The sequence below is a fragment of the Auritidibacter ignavus genome (assembly GCF_003703835.1).
Taxonomy (GTDB): Bacteria; Actinomycetota; Actinomycetes; order Actinomycetales; family Micrococcaceae; genus Auritidibacter; species Auritidibacter ignavus.
Map to the genome: position 1 here is coordinate 36,548 of NZ_RDQR01000002.1, position 16,634 is coordinate 53,181.

Below are 16,634 nucleotides of genomic sequence, written 5' to 3' on the forward strand. Positions count from 1 at the left end.
CCTCAGTTGCTCAGTGTTCGGAAAATATCGTCGAGGCTTGCTGGCTGGACCGATAAGTTGCTGATCCTTATGGCCTTCTCCTCTGACCATTGCAGAAGTTTGAACAGATCGCGCTGAGGGTCCTGAGTTTGTAGTTTCCAGCCACGATCCGTGGTATCTACGGGGACAGGAACTTCGCCACGATATTCGGGGGTGCTGAAACTGATCGTTGTGGGGAACGATCCTGCCAGCTGGTTGAATGTGCCTTCAAGCTCGAGTCGGCCTCGGTGCATCAATCCAATTCGATCGGCATGCTCCTGGGCTTCCTCGAGATAGTGGGTGGTCAGCACTAGCGTGGCGCCTTGGTCACGGAGCTCGCTAACTACCTGCCAGAGTTCGTCGCGTGCTTCTATGTCAAGGCCGGTGGTGGGCTCATCCAGGAAGACAAGCTCGGGGTCACCGTAAATTGCTGTTGCGAAGTCCAGGCGGCGTTTTTCTCCCCCAGAGAGTTGAGAAACCTGGACGGTGTCCTTATGGGAGAGCCCGACTCGTTGAAGGACGCGGTCTTTATCGTCTTGCCGGCCGCTCACGGCCCCAAAGAGTTCAACGGTCTCCCCGACCCTCAAAGACGGAGCGAATCCGCTCTCCTGCAACATAATCCCCATTCGGGGTCGAACCGATCTGCGATCACGGGGATCTTGGTCAAAGACTCGAATCGTACCGGAACTTGGACGCCTGTGCCCCTCGATGGTCTCCAGTGCCGATGTCTTCCCTGCGCCGTTTGTGCCTAGAAGAGCGTAGAGTTCGCCTTGCTGTACTTCGAACGAGAGCTCCTCAACCGCCGTGAACTTTCCATAGCTCACGGTGAGCTCTTGGACGTCAATGACCTTTCGTGTAACCATGTCTTCATCCCAGCAAAATTGGCGGAGTGGCCCCAGTGACGTACTGTCATGAGTTAGGGACGCTTTCCGAAAAAGAGGTTGTGTGCCGCGTTTGCGACACACAACCCGGAGCCTCTCGCCTCAAGTTACGGGCGGAATCTAACCGACGCATCACGTGAAACTGATCGCAAGACAAGCTGGCCTGGTCGGTTCACCGGTCGGAGCCTGACGCCGCGAGTGAGGATGGGCGGAGTGGCATCCAGGCTGATCTGTGGGCCACTATTGAAGGTTTGAGCATTGTGGTGAGTCGGTCATTGAGCGACCGGCCACTCAGGGTGCGGTCAGGGAGGTTCGGGCTGGTGGTGTGTTTGTTCAGCCCACGTTCCTGAAGCTGAGTGAACACATTCGCTTCGAGGGGCCGGCAGGACGGCGTTTTCGTGTCATCGTGATGCAATGTGGACGCCCGAGTCAGTCTGTGGCCCACGCGACGACTGTGCTCAGGAGGGCGAATCAACCTTGCCGGTTTTTTCACGAACGGTAAGGGAGATCGAGAACCGCCAGCGCAGCGGGTTGTCGTGGAGCCCTGAATACGTGTATCGCGCACGTGGTAGTTACTAGTCGACCCGGTCACGGCTACGAGGTTTTTCTTTCTAGGGTCGCGACCCCTTGAAGAAGATCTTCATACCGGTTACCCAGCCGGTCACGTCGTGATTAATGAACTGGTTGTTGTTATCGAAGGCGCGCCCGTTGAACTCGAGCAGCACTTGAGAGACTGTGGTAGCAAACTCTGCTAAGACATGCAGGTGTGCGTATTTGCGTATCGATCGGGCGATCTTTCATATCACGTTGATATGTGAGTCAGGTTCAGGGCCAGAAGAACTCCTCGTGTAACGTCGGCCCTCGGTTCGCAAGAGTGTTGCCGCTCAGAAAAACCATGCGGGTCCGCGACCGCCCCACTTACTGGCCCGAGCTGGAGCGATTGGGGTAGTAACGGCGAGGGCCGCGCCGCGCAATCGCCTCGAACCGTACTTCGCAACTACAAGAGCGAGGTGGCGTTCGGTTGTCTCCAGCGATATCCAGTAGTAACTGGCCCAGAAACATATCGGTGTATCGGCGCTACTAAAACACCACCTCCCCGTATGCTACGGGATCTACCGGGGCCTGCATCTCGGTGGCCAGAAAAATTCGACACTGCGTTCGGCCTGTGGCCCAAAAGCGATGAAGGACTTTCAACGGCCTGAAGCACGGGTTGCGTCCTGAGACTGGGTGATACCCGAGTTATCTCTTTGCCTGCCGATGTCGGCGACGGGGTCGTTGAGTAACAAGCTTCCGTACTCCTTGAACGCCCTTGCGTACTGGAACGCGTACGTCTTTCATGTCTTCGCCGTCGCCGACATCGACAACCCACGTCCCATAGCTCTCGGCGTCACACCGACGGGGCTGTCATCGGTGCAGGAGGAATCGAAGGTGCTTCGCGAGCATTTTAGCGTGGCCCTCCGCCACCTTGTAGAGTGAGTTGTGTGCCGTTAGGTTGAAGAGCACTCTCACGAGCCCTTATCAGTTCGTTGACTGAACCATAGGGTGCGACCTCGGCCGACACGGTAACTGGGTTGCTATCGGTAAACCCGAAGATAGCGGTAGTTGCTGTAGTCGCTGTGGTCGCGGGAGTTGCGAGAGTCGGCATCGCAGTAACGGCGTGCCCGACTTCGCCGATATTCAGTGTGTCCGCAAAATGTGTCAGGTCATTTCGCATGATCTAACCTCCTCTCAGGGATGTCCTACTTTACGTGCCCGGGTGTTGTCCGGACATTTCCAACACTAATCGGTTGCAAGGCTGAAAATATCCCCAGAAATGTGGATCTTTGAACCGTATTTCTAGAACAAGCCCAACTTCACTGGCTCGCTGGATAAAATAGAGTGAGTTACGACTCGCTCAAAGTCTTCCCGCCCGAGAGGGCAGTAGGTGCTGCCAGGAGGAGAATCCATGGCTGACAACAAAAGAAACAGGAACGAAACAGAAGAATCCATTGGAATCTCTGGGACGTGGCAGCGACATTCTCTAGAGCGTGTCCGGACCAATACGACCCAGGGACTGTTGCTAGGACTGGCTGTTTTTTGGGCTGCGGGGCTGCTTACCGCACTTGACCCCCTCTGGCACGTGCTGATTCTCTTGCCCAGCGCGACACTGTCGTTTTGCGTCGCACTACGGTGGGCGAAGCTCAGTCGAAACCTCTTGGTGTGGTCTTTGCTAGTCGGCGTTCTTACTGCCGGGGTAGCCAGCTGGTTGGCAGTAAGCCCCTTAGCCACGGGCGGATTGTTGATTGCAGGCGCTGCCTACCTCTCCACGCTACCGAGAATGCGAGTCGTGGCCACTGCCGGTCTCCTAGGTGTCGCGGTAGGGCTGGCGCTCCTCTCGACAGTGCATGAGCCGGATCAGGCGCCTATTTATGTGACGACTACTGTGGTTTTTGGCCTCTTCTGGGTGGCCGTCTTCTTCGGGTCTCGGTGGACAGTGCGGGTTGTGCGGGAGCTCGACAATGCCCACCGAGCCCAGACTCAATTGGCCCTTTATCGGCAGAAATTCCGTTTCGCGGCTGATTTACATGATATTCAGGGGCACACATTGCATGTAGTCAAGATGAAAACGGCCCTTGCTCAGCGACAGATGGACGACGCTCCTGACGCTGCCAAGCAGGAATTGGACGAGGTCCGTGGTCTTCTGACAGATACGATCTCGCAAGCCAAGTCACTTGCCTATGGAGAACGCCGTCTAACCCTGCAGGGCGAGTTGGAGAACGCGAAAAACCTCCTTGAGGCTACAGGTGCTACGGTCAATGTTCACCACGCTGATGCCGATCTCCCGCTCGAACGTGAAGAACCAGCAAGCTTGGTGCTCAGGGAGGCGACAACGAACATTTTGCGACACTCCGACGCTAGACAGGTGGAAATAACGGTCAACTCCAACATCGTGGGAATCAGCAATGACGGAGTCACTTCTGAAGCGTCAGAGCTGAGTGGGCTTGACGCCCTTAAGAAAAGAGTCTCAGCGTTTGGCGGTACGCTCATGGCGCACTGTGAAGAAAACCGGTTCATCACTGAACTTCGATTCCCCACACGTTAGAAAGGCATGGCAACATGATTCGTGTTGTGCTTGCAGACGACGAAAACCTCCTGCGCGCCGCAATGGCACAAATCTTGCCCTATGAAGGAGAAATAGAAGTTGTTGCAGAAGCCCAGACCGGGCATGAAGCCGTTGAGGCTACTGTGACTTATCGGCCCGATGTATTGGTTCTTGATCTTGAGATGCCTGAGATCGACGGCCTCGAGGTGCTAGAGACAATTCAGCAACAGCTACCACGTCAGCCAGTGCTCATGTTAACCCGGCACGCCAAACCTGGAGTGCTACGCAAGGCTCTTCGGCTGGGAGTTAAAGGGTTCGAGAGTAAATCTGCCGACCCTTCTCATATCGCTGACGTCATTGAGGCCGTTCATCAAGGAAAGCGCTGGATCGGCTCCGACGTCTCAGCATCGGCGGTAAGCGACGACTGCCCACTTACAGAACGTGAGAAAGATGTCTTACGCGTAACCCGAGAAGGATTCTCAGCGTCAGAAATCGCGGCTAAACTTTTTCTCTCTCAAGGCACCGTACGGAACTACCTTTCAAGTGCCATAGCCAAAACACATGCAACAAACCGGCACGAAGCAGCGCGATTCGCTCGCGATCTTGATTGGATATGAGCCCCTAGTCCCCATCGTGTTAGTTCCTCTCTTTGCGGGGCATCTGACAACCGACCGTGACGTTCCTACAATCAGACCCGGGGCCGTAGTCTCGGTACTCCACCCTGAGGTTCGTCCTGGCCTTCGGTACCAAAATCCTCGGTGACGTGGTGTCACTACAGCTGGGGGGGTCAGACGATGAACACTGGAAACATGTCTACTCTTCGAAATTTGCTCTATGTCCTGATGGCTGTATCCGTGTTGTTATGCGTGCCGGCCCTTCTCGTGCATCTGTCCGTAGACCCGCTACCAGGGTGGGTGGAAGCTATTGCCAGTTCACTAGGTGGGCTTGTGTGGTTCGCTCCGGTCGTTGTTTTTCTGTGTGGACTGGCACTAGGCTGGGCTCAGAGGGAGAGTCACCGAGACCAGCAACGATCACAGGCACCATCTCGTTTCCCTCAGGACTCGGATTAGAGAGGGTGCCGGCACCCTCTGCCAGTACCTCCGGAGAACTGTGCGTGTGAAGAAGCGATCGTTGTGCATTACGTTCGGGCTTGAATTGCACGTGTTAGCCTCCCTGGCGCTTTCGACCGGCGCCATCCGGTTCCGTATCACGCCGAGAGTCACCGGTGGGAATGTGATGTTACGCCCACCTGTGGCGACGCGTGGGCTCCCGTTCTCTCTATTCCTGCCTTGCTTCCTTTGGCCGTTGCCCAGCTGGTACCTGTACTGGATCTGGCAAATTGCTGTTGGTCCGCAGGTCAAAGACTCTTGGATTCTGGTCTATTCTCAAGAAATGAACCAAATGGGTTTCAGAACCGATATATTGCCGGCTTTCAAGAGCGACAACGTCAGTTTTTCGAGGAAAACCTGCCGAACGTGTCATGAGAATGGGAATCCTAGGCCCGTCAAGAAGCGCCTGTCCCATGACAGCAAAAACAGAGCGACGATTCACCCCGACCCTGCGCATGGTGCGCTATCCACCGATGGCGCCGTGCGCAGGAAAGTCCAACTCATACGTCTCGGGGGACCGGCAAGGGAATTTTACTCCGTGAACCGGACTTGTCTTAGAGGTCTTTCTTCGAGTCCTGTTTTTCCAGTGCTTTCTTCGCGTTCTTATGGACTACCGAGGCCAGGATGCCTACGCCTACCACCACGACTGTTAGCACAATAGCTGCACCGGATCCCTGCTCCGGAAGGACCTCAACAGCCGGGGCTATGGGATCCGGAAGGCTACTGGGATCCATCACGTTATTGAGGACAACAAACACCGCGACCACCAGGGCTATGATCATGACTACAAGCGAAACAAAGCGTACTGCTTGCATCGTCGAGCTCTCCTTCACTAGGGGTAATTGCACTCCCATCGTGGGCGGAATAGGCGAGTTGCTCTAGTGCCACTGTGTCATGACCTACTCGTGAAGTCCTGAGATTCTCTCTCAACGCCGAGCACAGTCTTATCTTGAGCCTCGAGTGAAGAGTCCCGCCATCAAGGGGATATCGTGTGGTGGGAACGCATTTGTCGCTACCAGGAGTGGCCACCTGTAATGCTCAGCCCAGCTGGAGTGTTACAGCTGGGGTAGGTCGTCGAGTAGATGTCGGGTGTAGGAATGTGACGGGTTGTCAAGGACGTCATTGACCGGCCCGTGGTCGACAATTTCGCCCTGGTTCAACGCTGCCACTTGCGTGGCGATGTGTCGGGCCAGGGCGATGTTGTGTGTGACGAAGAGTAGGGCCAGCCCGCGCTGGTGGCGCAATTGGTTCAACAGGGCCAGGATGGAGGCTTGCACGGAGACGTCCAGGGCTGAGGTGATTTCATCGCAGACCAGCATCGAGGGTGCGTTGACCAGGGCGCGGGCGGTGGCTGCGCGTTGGCGTTCCCCTCCGGAGAGGTCTCCGGGCCGGCGGTCGTAGAAGCTGGGATCCAGCTGGACAGCTTCTAGGGTTTCTTCCACCACAGCCCGGTGTTGGGAGGAAGGTAGCCGCTGGGACATCCGCAACGGTACGGTCAGGGATTTCCCGATGGATTGGCGCGGGTTTAGGGAGGAGAAGGGCGACTGGAAGATGTACTGGATGTCTTGGCGGGCATCGAGGCTACGCTTGCGGGCCCGGTGTTCCAGTGCCTGGCCCCGTAGCTGGATGGTGCCGGTGTAGTCCGGGTTGAGCCCGGCGATCGATCGGGCCAGGGTGGTTTTACCGGAACCGGATTCGCCGAGTAATAAGGTCGATTCCCCGGGATCGATGGTGAGGTTGATTCCCTTGAGCACCTCATGGGACCCGTAGGACATCCGCAACTCCCGCACAGCCAGCAGGTGTTGGCTGGGCCCGGATTTCTCCTGCGGTTGAGACTGTCCCTGGGCGGCGGTGGAAGGCTCGGTGATCGCGGGCGCCTGGTTGGTTTCGGTGAGATTTTTCTTTCCGGCTAGATCGGGTACTGCCCGCAGGAGGCGTTGGGTGTAGGGGTGGTCGGGTTCGTTCAGGATTTTGCGCCAATCGCCGATTTCCACCAGGTCACCGCGTAGCATGACCGCCACGCGGTGGGCCAATTCGGCGACCACCGCCAGGTCGTGGGTGATGTAGAGCGAGGCCACATCGTGGCGGGCGGTCATTTCCCGAATGGTGTCGAGCACGTGGGCTTGGGTGGAGACATCCAGCCCGGTGGTGGGCTCATCGAGCACCAGCACGTCGGGGTTCATAGAGAAGGCCATGGCAATACCGATGCGTTGTTGTTGGCCGCCGGAGAGCTGGTGTGGCCAGCGACGCTGGTAGGAATCATCATCGGGCAAACCGACATCGCCTAAGACCTGGGCGACTCGCTGGGCGCGCTCGGAGGAGCTGGAGCCGTAGCCGTGGATGTCGAGTACTTCCCGGATTTGGTCGCCCACCCGCATGGCCGGGTTAAGGCTCAACGCCGGGTCTTGGGGGATGTAGGCGATGCGTTCGCCACGCAGGGCTCGAATGCGGTCATCGGTGAGTTCAATGACGTTGATTGGAGTTTCGCCAGTGCGTGGGTAGAGGGTGATCTCGCCACCGGTCTGGGCTAGCCCGGTGCGGAAGTGGTTCAGACAGGCAAGCCCCACGGTGGTCTTACCGGAGCCGGATTCTCCGACCAGGGCGAGGATTTCGCCACGGTGTAGATCCAGGTCCAGGTCGTGAATGATCTGGTGGCCGGTGCCGGTGGCGGAGACGCTCAGCCCCCGGATGGTGAGCACCACGGTGTCAGTTGCGCTGGTGGGATGGTCGGGACTCATCGGTTGGCTACTTTCTCCGCGGTGGTCTCGGGGGTATTGGTCTTCGTGGCCAGTCGGGAGGCCTTCACCGGCAGGGCGGTGGCACGTGCCAAGGCGTCGGCCAGCAGGTTGGTGCCGATCGAGTAGGTCAGGCGTAGCCCGGCTTCCACGGCCAGCGGGCCGGTGATGTTGGGGAAGATCTCGCGAACCAGGATCTGGGTACGCGGGACCGCATAGAGTTCGGCGGCGCGGATGTAGTCTTCGGACGTGACTGCCAGCGTGGCAGCCCGGGCCACCCGGGCGATGCGGGGGGGGCGTGGGTGAAGCCGATGACCAGGATGAGCACCAGGGCGGAGGGACCAAAGATTACGATGGCCAGCATGGCCAGAATCAGTTGGGGGAAGGCCAGCACCACGTCGTTGACGCGCATGATGATCGCGTCGGTGATCCCACCGGCGTAGGCGGCAATCATACCCAACAGGGCGCCGAGGACCAGACCGATGGCGGTGGCGGCCGCTGCGCACAGGAGCAACAGGAGCCCGCCCCCCACGAAGCGGGAGAGGACCGACCGGCCGAGATTATCGGTACCCAGCAGCGCGTCGTTGGTGAACGGCAAACCGACGAATTCGGTGGTGGAGTATCCGGTGATCTCCGGGGCGAAAAAGTAGCCGACCAGGGCAATAAGCAGCACCAGGCCAGTGAGGATGACACCGATTTTGCCTTCGGGTTGAGCCCAGATGCGGGCCATGAGTGGGTCGGGTTTGGAAGCGGAGGTTTTCAGCTGGCTCATGAAGCACTCCTGAGCTTAGGGTTGGCCAGAATGCCGACGATATCGGCGGCGAGGTTCACCAGGACGTAGACCACGGCGATCAACAACGAGATGGCTTGCACGACTTGCACGTCACGATAGGTGACCGCATCGATCAGCGCCTGGCCCAGGCCGGGGTAGCGGAACAGGTACTCGATCACGACCACACCGCCAGCCAACCAGGCTAACTGGATGGCCACCACCTGGGCGACCGGTCCGATCGCGTGGGGCAGTGCGTGACGGAACACCACTCGCCGTTCGGGCACACCTTTCAGGCGGGCCATTTCCACGTACCCGGAGTCCAGGGCTTCGATCATGGTGGTTCGGGTCATGCGGGCAATATACGGGCTGACCACCAGCAACAGGGCCAGGGTGGGCAGAATCAGCTGGGTGGGAAATTCCCAGACCCGTTGATCCGGTGGGTTCATGGTCACCGCCGGCAAGATTTGGAACACCGAGGTGGCAAACAGGGTCACCAGGCCGATACCGATGACGAACTCGGGCATGGCGGCCAGGGCCAGGGAGATCCAGGTGATGGTTTGGTCGCGTTTCTTCCCGCGGTGTCGTGCGGTATAGATGCCGACACCAATTCCGATCGGGATGGACAGTACGGCGGCCAGTACCATCAGCACCAGCGAGTTCACCAGCGGTTCGCCCAAGTATTCGGAAATCGGCCCGCCGGTGGAGGTGGAGGTGCCGAAGTCGCCGGTGAACAGTCCACCCAGCCACAGGAAATATCGTTCCCAAGCGGGCCGGTCGAGGTTCATCTCGGCTTCCAGGGCGGCGATGCGTTCGGGGGTGGCCTGTTGGCCCAGGATGGCGGTGGCCGGAGAACCCGGCAACAGCAGGGTGGCGCAGAAGACCACGATGGAAACTGCCAAGAGAATCAGCAGGCTGATTCCCAATCGTCGCACAATCAGCTTGGTCATGCGTTCACCTCAGCAATCCAGGCCCGCTGGAAGTTACAGCCAGACAGGGGCAAGCCGGTGGCATTTTCTTCAAAACCCATCACATATTTCTGCATCGCGTCGACCTGGTTGGAGAAGCCCCAGATGATGTAGCCACCCCGGTCGAAGAATTCTTCTTGGAGCTCGGCAATCTTTCCTTCGCGTTCGGCGTTATCGGCGGTGGCTTGGGCTTCGGAGACTCGGGCGGCGAAGTCGGGACCCTCCCAGTGGGTTTCATTAAACGGTGCTGTGTCCGTGGCGCATTGGTCTACCTGGGCGAGGAAGTTGCGGGTGTACCAGAAGGACTGTGAGAAGGGATAGTGCAGGTAGTTACCGTCACCGTAGAAGGTGGTGGTGTCGACCTGGTGGAGATTGGCCGTAATTCCGGCGGCTCGGACTTGTTCGGCTAGCACCTGCGCGGCCCGGACCGCGCCGGCTTGGATCTCGCTGGTGACCAGATCCACCTCGAGCCCGTCGGGGTAGCGGGCCTCCGAGAGGAGCTGTTTGGCTTGTTCGATGTTTTGTTGACGCTGTTCGAGGTGGTCCGGGTACCCCGGGTCGTAGAAGGCGAACATATCGTTACCAAGCTGGCTGTGACCGGAGAACACCTGGTTGACCATTTGCTCACGGTCGATGGCCAGTCGCATGGCCTGGCGGACTTTCACATCGTCGAATGGGGCGGTATCGACTCGCATGGTAAACGGGAGCCACATCCCGGTCTCGGAGTTCAACACCTGCAACCGCTCATCGGCATCCACCACCCGGGTTAGGGTCGGGTTGATTTGGCCGATGGCATCGACCTGGGTGGAGAGTAACGCGTTGAGCATGGCGTCTTCTTCTTGGAAGTTCACCAGCTCGACCCGATCCAGGTGGGCGGGAGTATCCCAGTAGTTGTCATTGCGGTTCAGGGTGGTGATCTGACCGGGTTCGAATTCACCGAGCGTAAAGGGGCCGGCCCCGATGGGGTCGCTTGGATCGTAGTCTTCGGGGACGATGCCCATCTGGTACTGGGAAAACGCATCGTCGAGCTCCGCATCCGGGGTGGAGAGCTTGAAAATCAGGGTGCGTTCATCGACGACCTCCATGCTGTCGATGACTTCCATCATCGAGGCCCCGTTCTTTGGATCATCAGGGTTGCGCACCCGCTCGACGGTAGCAATGACATCTTCGGGGCGGACCGGCCGACCATCGGAGAACGTCACGCCCTCGCGTAGCACTAGCCTCCATTCGGTGGCGTCGTCGTTGACCTCCATGGACTCCGCCAACCGGTATTCCAATTCATAGTTGTCGTCCCGGCGCAATAACCCCTCGTAGAGGTTGATCACCCGCGCGGTGTCTCCGGAGTTCACCGGTGCGTGGGCGTCTAACGAGTCGGTTGCTGACCCGCCGGCGAGCCCAACTCGCAAGGTGCCACCTTGAGTAGGCGGGCCGGAGGTATCCACCTGGGTGACCGGGGGTGCGCTACAGGCTGAGAGCACGCCGAGCGCGCCCAGGCCAAGAGCCCCGCCTAACAGCTGGCGCCGATTCAGGTGCAAGCCTGCCGGGCGGGGGTCGGGGATGCGGTGATGGTGGTTCATAGTGAGGAATACCCCGTGGTGGTGTGATGATGGTGATAGGTTTCGGAAACCATATGGCCCAAGATGAGCTGATCGGCCAGCGTCACGGCCCGATCGGCGTCAAGTCCTCCGGTAATCACCCGGATGCCCAGCCCGTCGATCAAAGCAGCAAAGACATCGCGGAGTGCATCGACAGGGGTATCGACCAGGACATGCTGGTCTTGACCGGTCTGAATGAGCGTGGTGACGGTGTCGAGCCAGCGTTGGTAAGCGGTGGCGTTGACTTCTTTAGCATCCGGGAAGGCGGGGGCAGCCGACCAGAATTGCACCCAGGTGGCCCATTCCAGTCGAGTACGTTCAGTGGTGGGTAACTGGGTGCGGGTCAGCGATCGCAGTGCCTGAACGGGGTCGGTGATCGCCAGCGACCGTGCCTGGGACTGGGCAGCTAACTGGCTGCAGTGGTGCAACGTCGCTCAGAAGATGGCGTTCTTATTCTCGAAGTAGTACAGCACCGCGACCGGGGACATGGAGGTAGCCCGGGCGATATCGTCGATTTTCACGGTGGAATATCCGCGGGAAGCAAACAGTTCCCAGGCAGCAGCCACCACCGCTTCGCGCCGAGAGCACTGGGTGTTGGTGTCCTGGCGGGTGGGGAAGGGATGCGAGGAGGTATCTGTGCCATCGCCCAGAAGCCAGTCCACGCTCACACCGGTTAGTCGCGCCAGCGCATGCAGTTCGGTGGCCGAAAATTTGCGCACCCCGGCTAAAGATTTGGAGAGTTTGGATTCATCGAGACCCATCTGCTGGGCCAGGCGTGAGTCACGCAGTAAACGTATCACCGGCTTGCGGTGATCGCAATACTTTGATTCACATTCAGGGGCAATCGCAATATCGGGATTGTTCCCGGGCGACTAGAGTAAAGCTCCGTGGCTCAACTGTATTTCCGTTATGGCGCAATGAACTCCGGCAAATCCACCGCGCTCTTGCAGGCAGCGTTTAACTATGAAGAACGTGGCATGCGCGTGCTGGTGACCAAACCTGCGGTGGACACCAAGGGTGCCGATCAGATTGTCTCGCGTCTGGGTGTGGTGCGCACGGTGGATTTCCTCGTATTGCAGGGAGCCTCGTTGCGGGAGAGCTTTGCGCAACGAGCCTCGGGCCGCGACCCGTATTCCTTGGTGCCTGATTTGGACGCGGCCAGCCAGCCGGTATCATGCTTACTCATCGACGAGGCTCAGTTCCTGAGTGTCGAACAGGTCGAAGATGCGTTGCGGATCGCGGTGCTCGATGATGTACCCGTGTTGGCCTACGGGATCCGGACTGACTTTCAAACCAGATCATTTCCGGGAGCGCGCCGACTGTTTGAATTGGCCCATAATATTGAGGAGCTAAAGACCATCTGCCGATGCGGTCGTAAGGCTCTGTTTAATACCAGGAAACTAGGTGACCGATTTGTCTTTGATGGCGCTCAGGTGGCCATCGACGATGACGATGGTTCTCAGCACACCAATGTCACGTATATCTCGCTGTGCGCTCGCTGTTATCTAAAAGAGCGGGAGCGCTCGGGGATACCGGAGCTGTCATAAAGCCCTTGGGGCCCACTGTCCGCCCGAGCTGGTGACCTTGCTCGCCTGATAAACTAGGAAGGTAGGGTTCTCAGGCCAAGGTGTCGGTCGGGAACGTTTTCTATGTTGAGGGCTCGTCCTGCGCGTCCTGATCAGGAGAGATGCAACTATGCCAGCTATCGCAATCGTCGGCGCCCAATGGGGAGACGAAGGCAAAGGCAAAGCAACCGATCTGCTCGGTGGAATTGTTGACTATGTGGTCAAGCCCAACGGTGGCAATAACGCTGGGCATACCGTGGTGGTTAACGGTGAGAAATTCGAACTCAAGCTCCTGCCGGCCGGTATTCTCTCTCCGAATGCGACCCCGGTGATCGGCAACGGGGTGGTGATCAACCTCGAAGCGCTCTTTGAGGAAATCGACGGACTTCAAGCACGTGGTCACGACTGCTCGCACCTGAAGGTCTCTGCCAACGCTCACGTGGTCGCCCCGTACCACCAGACCCTGGATAAAGTCACCGAGCGATTTTTGGGCAAACGTGCGATCGGTACCACCGGTCGCGGTATTGGGCCCACCTATCAAGACAAAGTTGCCCGGCTGGGTATCCGGGTCCAGGACCTCTACGATGAATCGATTCTGCGTCAGAAAATCGAGGGCGCACTGCGGCAGAAGAATGAGCTACTTGTCAAGCTGTATAATCGCCGGGCCTTTAGTGTTGATGAGATTGTGGAATACTTCGATCGCTTCGCTGAGCGACTGCGCCCGATGGTGGTGGACTCGGTGATCCTGCTCAACGAAGCATTGGACCATAACAAGGTCGTGCTCATGGAAGGTGGACAGGCCACCTTTCTCGACGTTGATCACGGGACCTACCCGTTTGTCACCAGCTCCAACCCCACCGCGGGAGGAGCTTCGGTGGGTGCTGGAATCGGACCCACCCGGTTCACCCGCACGCTGGGAATTATTAAGGCCTACACGACCCGTGTGGGTGCCGGACCGTTCCCGACCGAGCTGGATGACGAGATGGGGGAGCGACTACGCACCAGTGGCGGCGAGTTCGGGGTGAACACCGGTCGTCCCCGTCGGACCGGCTGGTTCGATGCGGTCATGGCCAAGCACGCCTCACTGATCAATGGGTTTACCGACTACTTCCTCACCAAGCTGGATGTGCTCACCGGCATCGACCAGATTCCGGTCTGTGTCGCCTACGATGTCGACGGCGTCCGGCATGACTCGATGCCGATGACCCAGACGGATTTCCACCATGCGGTCCCCATTTACGAGTACTTCCAGGGCTGGCACGATGACATCTCTCAGGCACGGAGCATTTCTGATCTCCCCGAGGCTGCTCAACGCTACGTGCATGCTCTCGAAGAGCTATCGGGCACCAGGATCTCCGGTATCGGTGTGGGGCCGGGCCGCGACGAAGTGATTCAGGTCCGCGACTTGGTTTGGAACGACTAGCCACCACAACACGAAAGAGTTCTGCGAGGTCCCGATGCAGTATGTTTCCACTCGTGGCGGGATGGACCCCGCCAGCTTCTCCGACATTCTCTTGGAAGGCCTAGCCCCCGACGGTGGGCTGGTGATGCCCACCGAGATTCCGGTGATCGACCAGGTCACTATCGAATCCTGGCGTGAGCTGAGCTATCCGCAACTGGCACGAGAAGTCATCGGCCGGTACTGGACCGAGACCCCCACGAACGACCTCGAACAGATCGTCACCGCCGCCTATGGTGACCAGTTCTCCAGTAACCACGTCGTCCCCCGGACTCAGATTGGGGACAACACGTGGCTTTTGGACCTCTCGCAAGGCCCCACGCTGGCTTTCAAAGATATGGCGATGCAATTTCTGGGTGAGGCGATTCCATACGTACTGACCGAACGAGGTGAGACCCTCAACATCTTGGGGGCGACCTCCGGTGATACCGGCTCAGCTGCTGAGCACGCCTTTGCTGCCAAACCGAATGTGGCGGTGTTCATGCTCTCCCCTCAGGGGCGAATGTCGGCATTCCAACGTGCTCAGATGTATTCGCTGACCGATCAGAACATCCACAATATTGTGGTGGATGGAGTCTTTGATGATTGCCAGCACATGGTCAAACAACTCAACGGCGATCTCCCATTTAAGCGTGCCAATACGCTCGGCACCGTCAACTCGATTAATCTAGGCCGGTTGGTTGCCCAATGCGTCTACTACTTCTGGGGGTGGCTCCGCGCCAGCGATGAGCACCCCGGTAGCACCGAGCCGATCGACGTCACGGTTCCTTCCGGAAACTTCGGCAATATCTTCTCTGGGCAACTCGCCCGGCTCATGGGCCTGCCCATCCGTCGATTGGTGTTGGCCACCAACGAGAACGACGTGCTGAACGAGTTCTTCCGCACTGGAGTTTATACCCCGCGTTCGGCTCAACAGACCGTGGCCACCTCCTCACCGTCCATGGATATTTCGAAGGCCTCGAATCTGGAACGATTGATCTACCTGGTCCTGGGCTCCGATCCGATTAAACTCTCTGGCGCTTTCCAGGCGCTGGATGACGTGGGAACACTCGATCTGTCCCGCTATCAACCCCGGTTTGCCGAAGAGTTCGGGATGGTCTCCGGTGCCTCCACGCACGCCGACCGGTTGACGGCCATCCGGCAGACCTGGGAGCACGCGCATGTGCTCATTGATCCGCACACCGCTGACGGCGTCACCATCGCCGAACAGTATCGGGATGACTCGGTGCCCATGCTGGTGCTGGAAACCGCCAAACCGGAAAAGTTTTCCGACACGGTCGTCGAAGCTATTGGTCAGGCACCGGAGTTGAGCGAGGACCTGCAGAACATGTTAGAACGCGAGCAACACATCATCGAGATCCGCGACAACGTTGATCAACTACGCGACTACATTGCAGAACACGCTGTGCGGTAGAAAGGTGGCAAGGCGATGGTCACAGTAGCGGTTGCACAATTTGGGCCAACAGCCGATGTCAATGACAACCTGAGTGTGATCAAACGGCTGATCACCGAAGCATCCCAACGCGGGGCCAGACTCGTGGTCCTGCCGGAAGAAGCGATGCTGGCCTACCGCCTGGTCGAAGGATCTCTGGCCGAAGCGGTTGCCACAGCCTGGCCCGTGTTTGTCGAGCAACTGTGCGGGCTAGCTCAGCAACATGATGTGCATGTGGTGGCCGGAGGGTTCGAACCGTCCGCAACCGGCAAGCCTTTTAATACTCTGCTGGTCGTCAACGACCGGGGTGAGCAGGTGAGCACCTATCGGAAACTGCATCTCTATGATGCCTTTAACAATCGTGAATCAGACGAGATCTCTGCCGGTGACCAAGGGGTAGTCACCGTGGATCTCGAAGGCATCACCTGGGGTCTGCAAACCTGTTACGACATCCGATTCCCCGAGGTCGCTCGCGCGCTGACACTACGGGGCGCTCAGGCCATCATCACCCCGGCAGCATGGTTTGCTGGCGAACACAAGAAAATGCACTGGCAGTCACTGTTGACCGTCAGAGCGATGGAGAACACTGTATGGATACTCGCCGCGGACACCGTTGGGACCGACACGATCGGCTATTCCAGTATCGTCGATCCCTTGGGCGTTGCAGTAGCGGAGCTCGGTGTTGAGCCGGAAGGCGTCGTGCTGGCGGAGGTGAGCACAGATCGGGTGGCGGAAGTGCGCTCGATAGTACCAGTCTTAGCCAACCGACGCACGGATGTGACCGATCTCAAGAATTAGCGAACGCCCATGTCACCAAGGTATTTAGGGTCACCTGAGTAGAATTAACAGGAAATTGTCAGCTTAAACCCTAGACTCGCCCTGTTCGTCACCTTAGACTCAAAAGTACCTCATCAAGGTGCGAGTGATGACATAAGCCCCCGTCCGATTATCACAGCGTTCCCCTCACGCTTCGGACGGGGGCTTGTTGCTGTCTTTTCTACACTCTTCAGGCGCGATTGAC

15 protein-coding genes are annotated in these 16,634 nt (G+C 58.3%); 6 read left to right on the forward strand and 9 right to left on the reverse strand.

Features of this window, described 5'->3' with window-relative positions; translation table 11 throughout:
• Positions 1–2: 2 nt before the first annotated feature.
• A complete protein-coding gene (locus tag DYI20_RS01815; RefSeq protein ID WP_110110510.1) occupies positions 3–881 on the reverse strand; it encodes an ABC transporter ATP-binding protein in 879 nt (292 codons plus the stop codon).
• Positions 882–3,225: 2,344 nt separating this feature from the next.
• Here DYI20_RS01815 and DYI20_RS01825 point away from each other — a divergent pair.
• Positions 3,226–3,981 (forward strand): sensor histidine kinase, encoded by a 756-nt coding sequence (locus DYI20_RS01825; RefSeq protein ID WP_166769900.1) that lies wholly within the window; start codon positions 3,226–3,228, stop codon positions 3,979–3,981.
• A gap of 14 nt (positions 3,982–3,995) precedes the next feature.
• On the forward strand, positions 3,996–4,598 hold the full coding sequence (locus DYI20_RS01830) for a response regulator transcription factor (protein WP_110101288.1): 603 nt from the start codon (positions 3,996–3,998) through the stop codon (positions 4,596–4,598).
• A 1,046-nt stretch (positions 4,599–5,644) separates the two neighbouring features.
• On the opposite strand, the gene DYI20_RS01835 is transcribed toward DYI20_RS01830, so the two are convergent.
• The 8 genes from DYI20_RS01835 to DYI20_RS01865 all read right to left on the reverse strand — a co-directional run bounded on the left by DYI20_RS01835 (position 5,645) and on the right by DYI20_RS01865 (position 11,957).
• Positions 5,645–5,905 (reverse strand): hypothetical protein, encoded by a 261-nt coding sequence (locus DYI20_RS01835; RefSeq protein WP_110101289.1) that lies wholly within the window; start codon positions 5,903–5,905, stop codon positions 5,645–5,647.
• A 240-nt stretch (positions 5,906–6,145) separates the two neighbouring features.
• Positions 6,146–7,828 carry an ABC transporter ATP-binding protein gene (locus DYI20_RS01840; protein ID WP_110101290.1) on the reverse strand — a complete coding sequence of 561 codons (1,683 nt, stop codon included), beginning with the start codon at positions 7,826–7,828 and terminating at the stop codon, positions 6,146–6,148.
• Positions 7,825–8,061 (reverse strand): hypothetical protein, encoded by a 237-nt coding sequence (locus DYI20_RS12500; protein WP_244924646.1) that lies wholly within the window; start codon positions 8,059–8,061, stop codon positions 7,825–7,827. The genes DYI20_RS01840 and DYI20_RS12500 overlap by 4 nt, the downstream gene beginning before the upstream one ends.
• A complete protein-coding gene (locus DYI20_RS01845) occupies positions 7,956–8,597 on the reverse strand; it encodes an ABC transporter permease (protein ID WP_244924638.1) in 642 nt (213 codons plus the stop codon). Before DYI20_RS01845 ends, DYI20_RS12500 begins: the two co-directional genes overlap by 106 nt.
• Positions 8,594–9,544, reverse strand: coding sequence for an ABC transporter permease (locus DYI20_RS01850; RefSeq protein ID WP_110101291.1), 951 nt, complete (start codon positions 9,542–9,544; stop codon positions 8,594–8,596). The genes DYI20_RS01845 and DYI20_RS01850 overlap by 4 nt, the downstream gene beginning before the upstream one ends.
• Positions 9,541–11,139, reverse strand: a complete 1,599-nt coding sequence (locus tag DYI20_RS01855) for an ABC transporter substrate-binding protein (RefSeq protein ID WP_110101292.1) — start codon at positions 11,137–11,139, stop codon at positions 9,541–9,543. Before DYI20_RS01855 ends, DYI20_RS01850 begins: the two co-directional genes overlap by 4 nt.
• Positions 11,136–11,585 carry a TetR family transcriptional regulator C-terminal domain-containing protein gene (locus tag DYI20_RS01860; protein WP_110101293.1) on the reverse strand — a complete coding sequence of 150 codons (450 nt, stop codon included), beginning with the start codon at positions 11,583–11,585 and terminating at the stop codon, positions 11,136–11,138. Before DYI20_RS01860 ends, DYI20_RS01855 begins: the two co-directional genes overlap by 4 nt.
• A 6-nt stretch (positions 11,586–11,591) precedes the next feature.
• The gene (locus tag DYI20_RS01865) at positions 11,592–11,957 is read right to left on the reverse strand and encodes a TetR family transcriptional regulator (protein WP_110101294.1); all 366 of its coding nucleotides are present in this window, start codon (positions 11,955–11,957) and stop codon (positions 11,592–11,594) included.
• An 87-nt stretch (positions 11,958–12,044) separates the two neighbouring features.
• Here DYI20_RS01865 and DYI20_RS01870 point away from each other — a divergent pair, with 87 nt between their 5' ends.
• From DYI20_RS01870 to DYI20_RS01885, 4 genes are all read left to right on the forward strand, one after another.
• Positions 12,045–12,704 carry a thymidine kinase gene (locus tag DYI20_RS01870; RefSeq protein ID WP_110101295.1) on the forward strand — a complete coding sequence of 220 codons (660 nt, stop codon included), beginning with the start codon at positions 12,045–12,047 and terminating at the stop codon, positions 12,702–12,704.
• A gap of 148 nt (positions 12,705–12,852) precedes the next feature.
• Positions 12,853–14,145, forward strand: a complete 1,293-nt coding sequence (locus tag DYI20_RS01875; protein ID WP_110101296.1) for an adenylosuccinate synthase — start codon at positions 12,853–12,855, stop codon at positions 14,143–14,145.
• A 34-nt stretch (positions 14,146–14,179) separates the two neighbouring features.
• On the forward strand, positions 14,180–15,595 hold the full coding sequence (thrC, locus tag DYI20_RS01880) for a threonine synthase (RefSeq protein ID WP_122548723.1): 1,416 nt from the start codon (positions 14,180–14,182) through the stop codon (positions 15,593–15,595).
• A gap of 15 nt (positions 15,596–15,610) precedes the next feature.
• Positions 15,611–16,411 carry a carbon-nitrogen hydrolase family protein gene (locus DYI20_RS01885; RefSeq protein ID WP_110101298.1) on the forward strand — a complete coding sequence of 267 codons (801 nt, stop codon included), beginning with the start codon at positions 15,611–15,613 and terminating at the stop codon, positions 16,409–16,411.
• The last annotated feature ends 223 nt before the right edge of the window (positions 16,412–16,634 follow it).

Excerpts from the sequence above, each read along its gene's own strand:
- DYI20_RS01815 (WP_110110510.1), bottom strand. The coding sequence starts at position 881 with ATGGTTACACGAAAGGTCATTGACGTCCAAGAGCTCACCGTGAGCTAT.
- DYI20_RS01830 (WP_110101288.1), top strand. The coding sequence starts at position 3,996 with ATGATTCGTGTTGTGCTTGCAGACGACGAAAACCTCCTGCGCGCCGCA.
- DYI20_RS01855 (WP_110101292.1), bottom strand. The coding sequence starts at position 11,139 with ATGAACCACCATCACCGCATCCCCGACCCCCGCCCGGCAGGCTTGCAC.
- DYI20_RS01845 (WP_244924638.1), bottom strand. The coding sequence starts at position 8,597 with ATGAGCCAGCTGAAAACCTCCGCTTCCAAACCCGACCCACTCATGGCC.
- DYI20_RS01850 (WP_110101291.1), bottom strand. The coding sequence starts at position 9,544 with ATGACCAAGCTGATTGTGCGACGATTGGGAATCAGCCTGCTGATTCTC.
- DYI20_RS01835 (WP_110101289.1), bottom strand. The coding sequence starts at position 5,905 with ATGCAAGCAGTACGCTTTGTTTCGCTTGTAGTCATGATCATAGCCCTG.
- DYI20_RS01885 (WP_110101298.1), top strand. The coding sequence starts at position 15,611 with ATGGTCACAGTAGCGGTTGCACAATTTGGGCCAACAGCCGATGTCAAT.
- DYI20_RS01875 (WP_110101296.1), top strand. The coding sequence starts at position 12,853 with ATGCCAGCTATCGCAATCGTCGGCGCCCAATGGGGAGACGAAGGCAAA.
- DYI20_RS01840 (WP_110101290.1), bottom strand. The coding sequence starts at position 7,828 with ATGAGTCCCGACCATCCCACCAGCGCAACTGACACCGTGGTGCTCACC.
- thrC (WP_122548723.1), top strand. The coding sequence starts at position 14,180 with ATGCAGTATGTTTCCACTCGTGGCGGGATGGACCCCGCCAGCTTCTCC.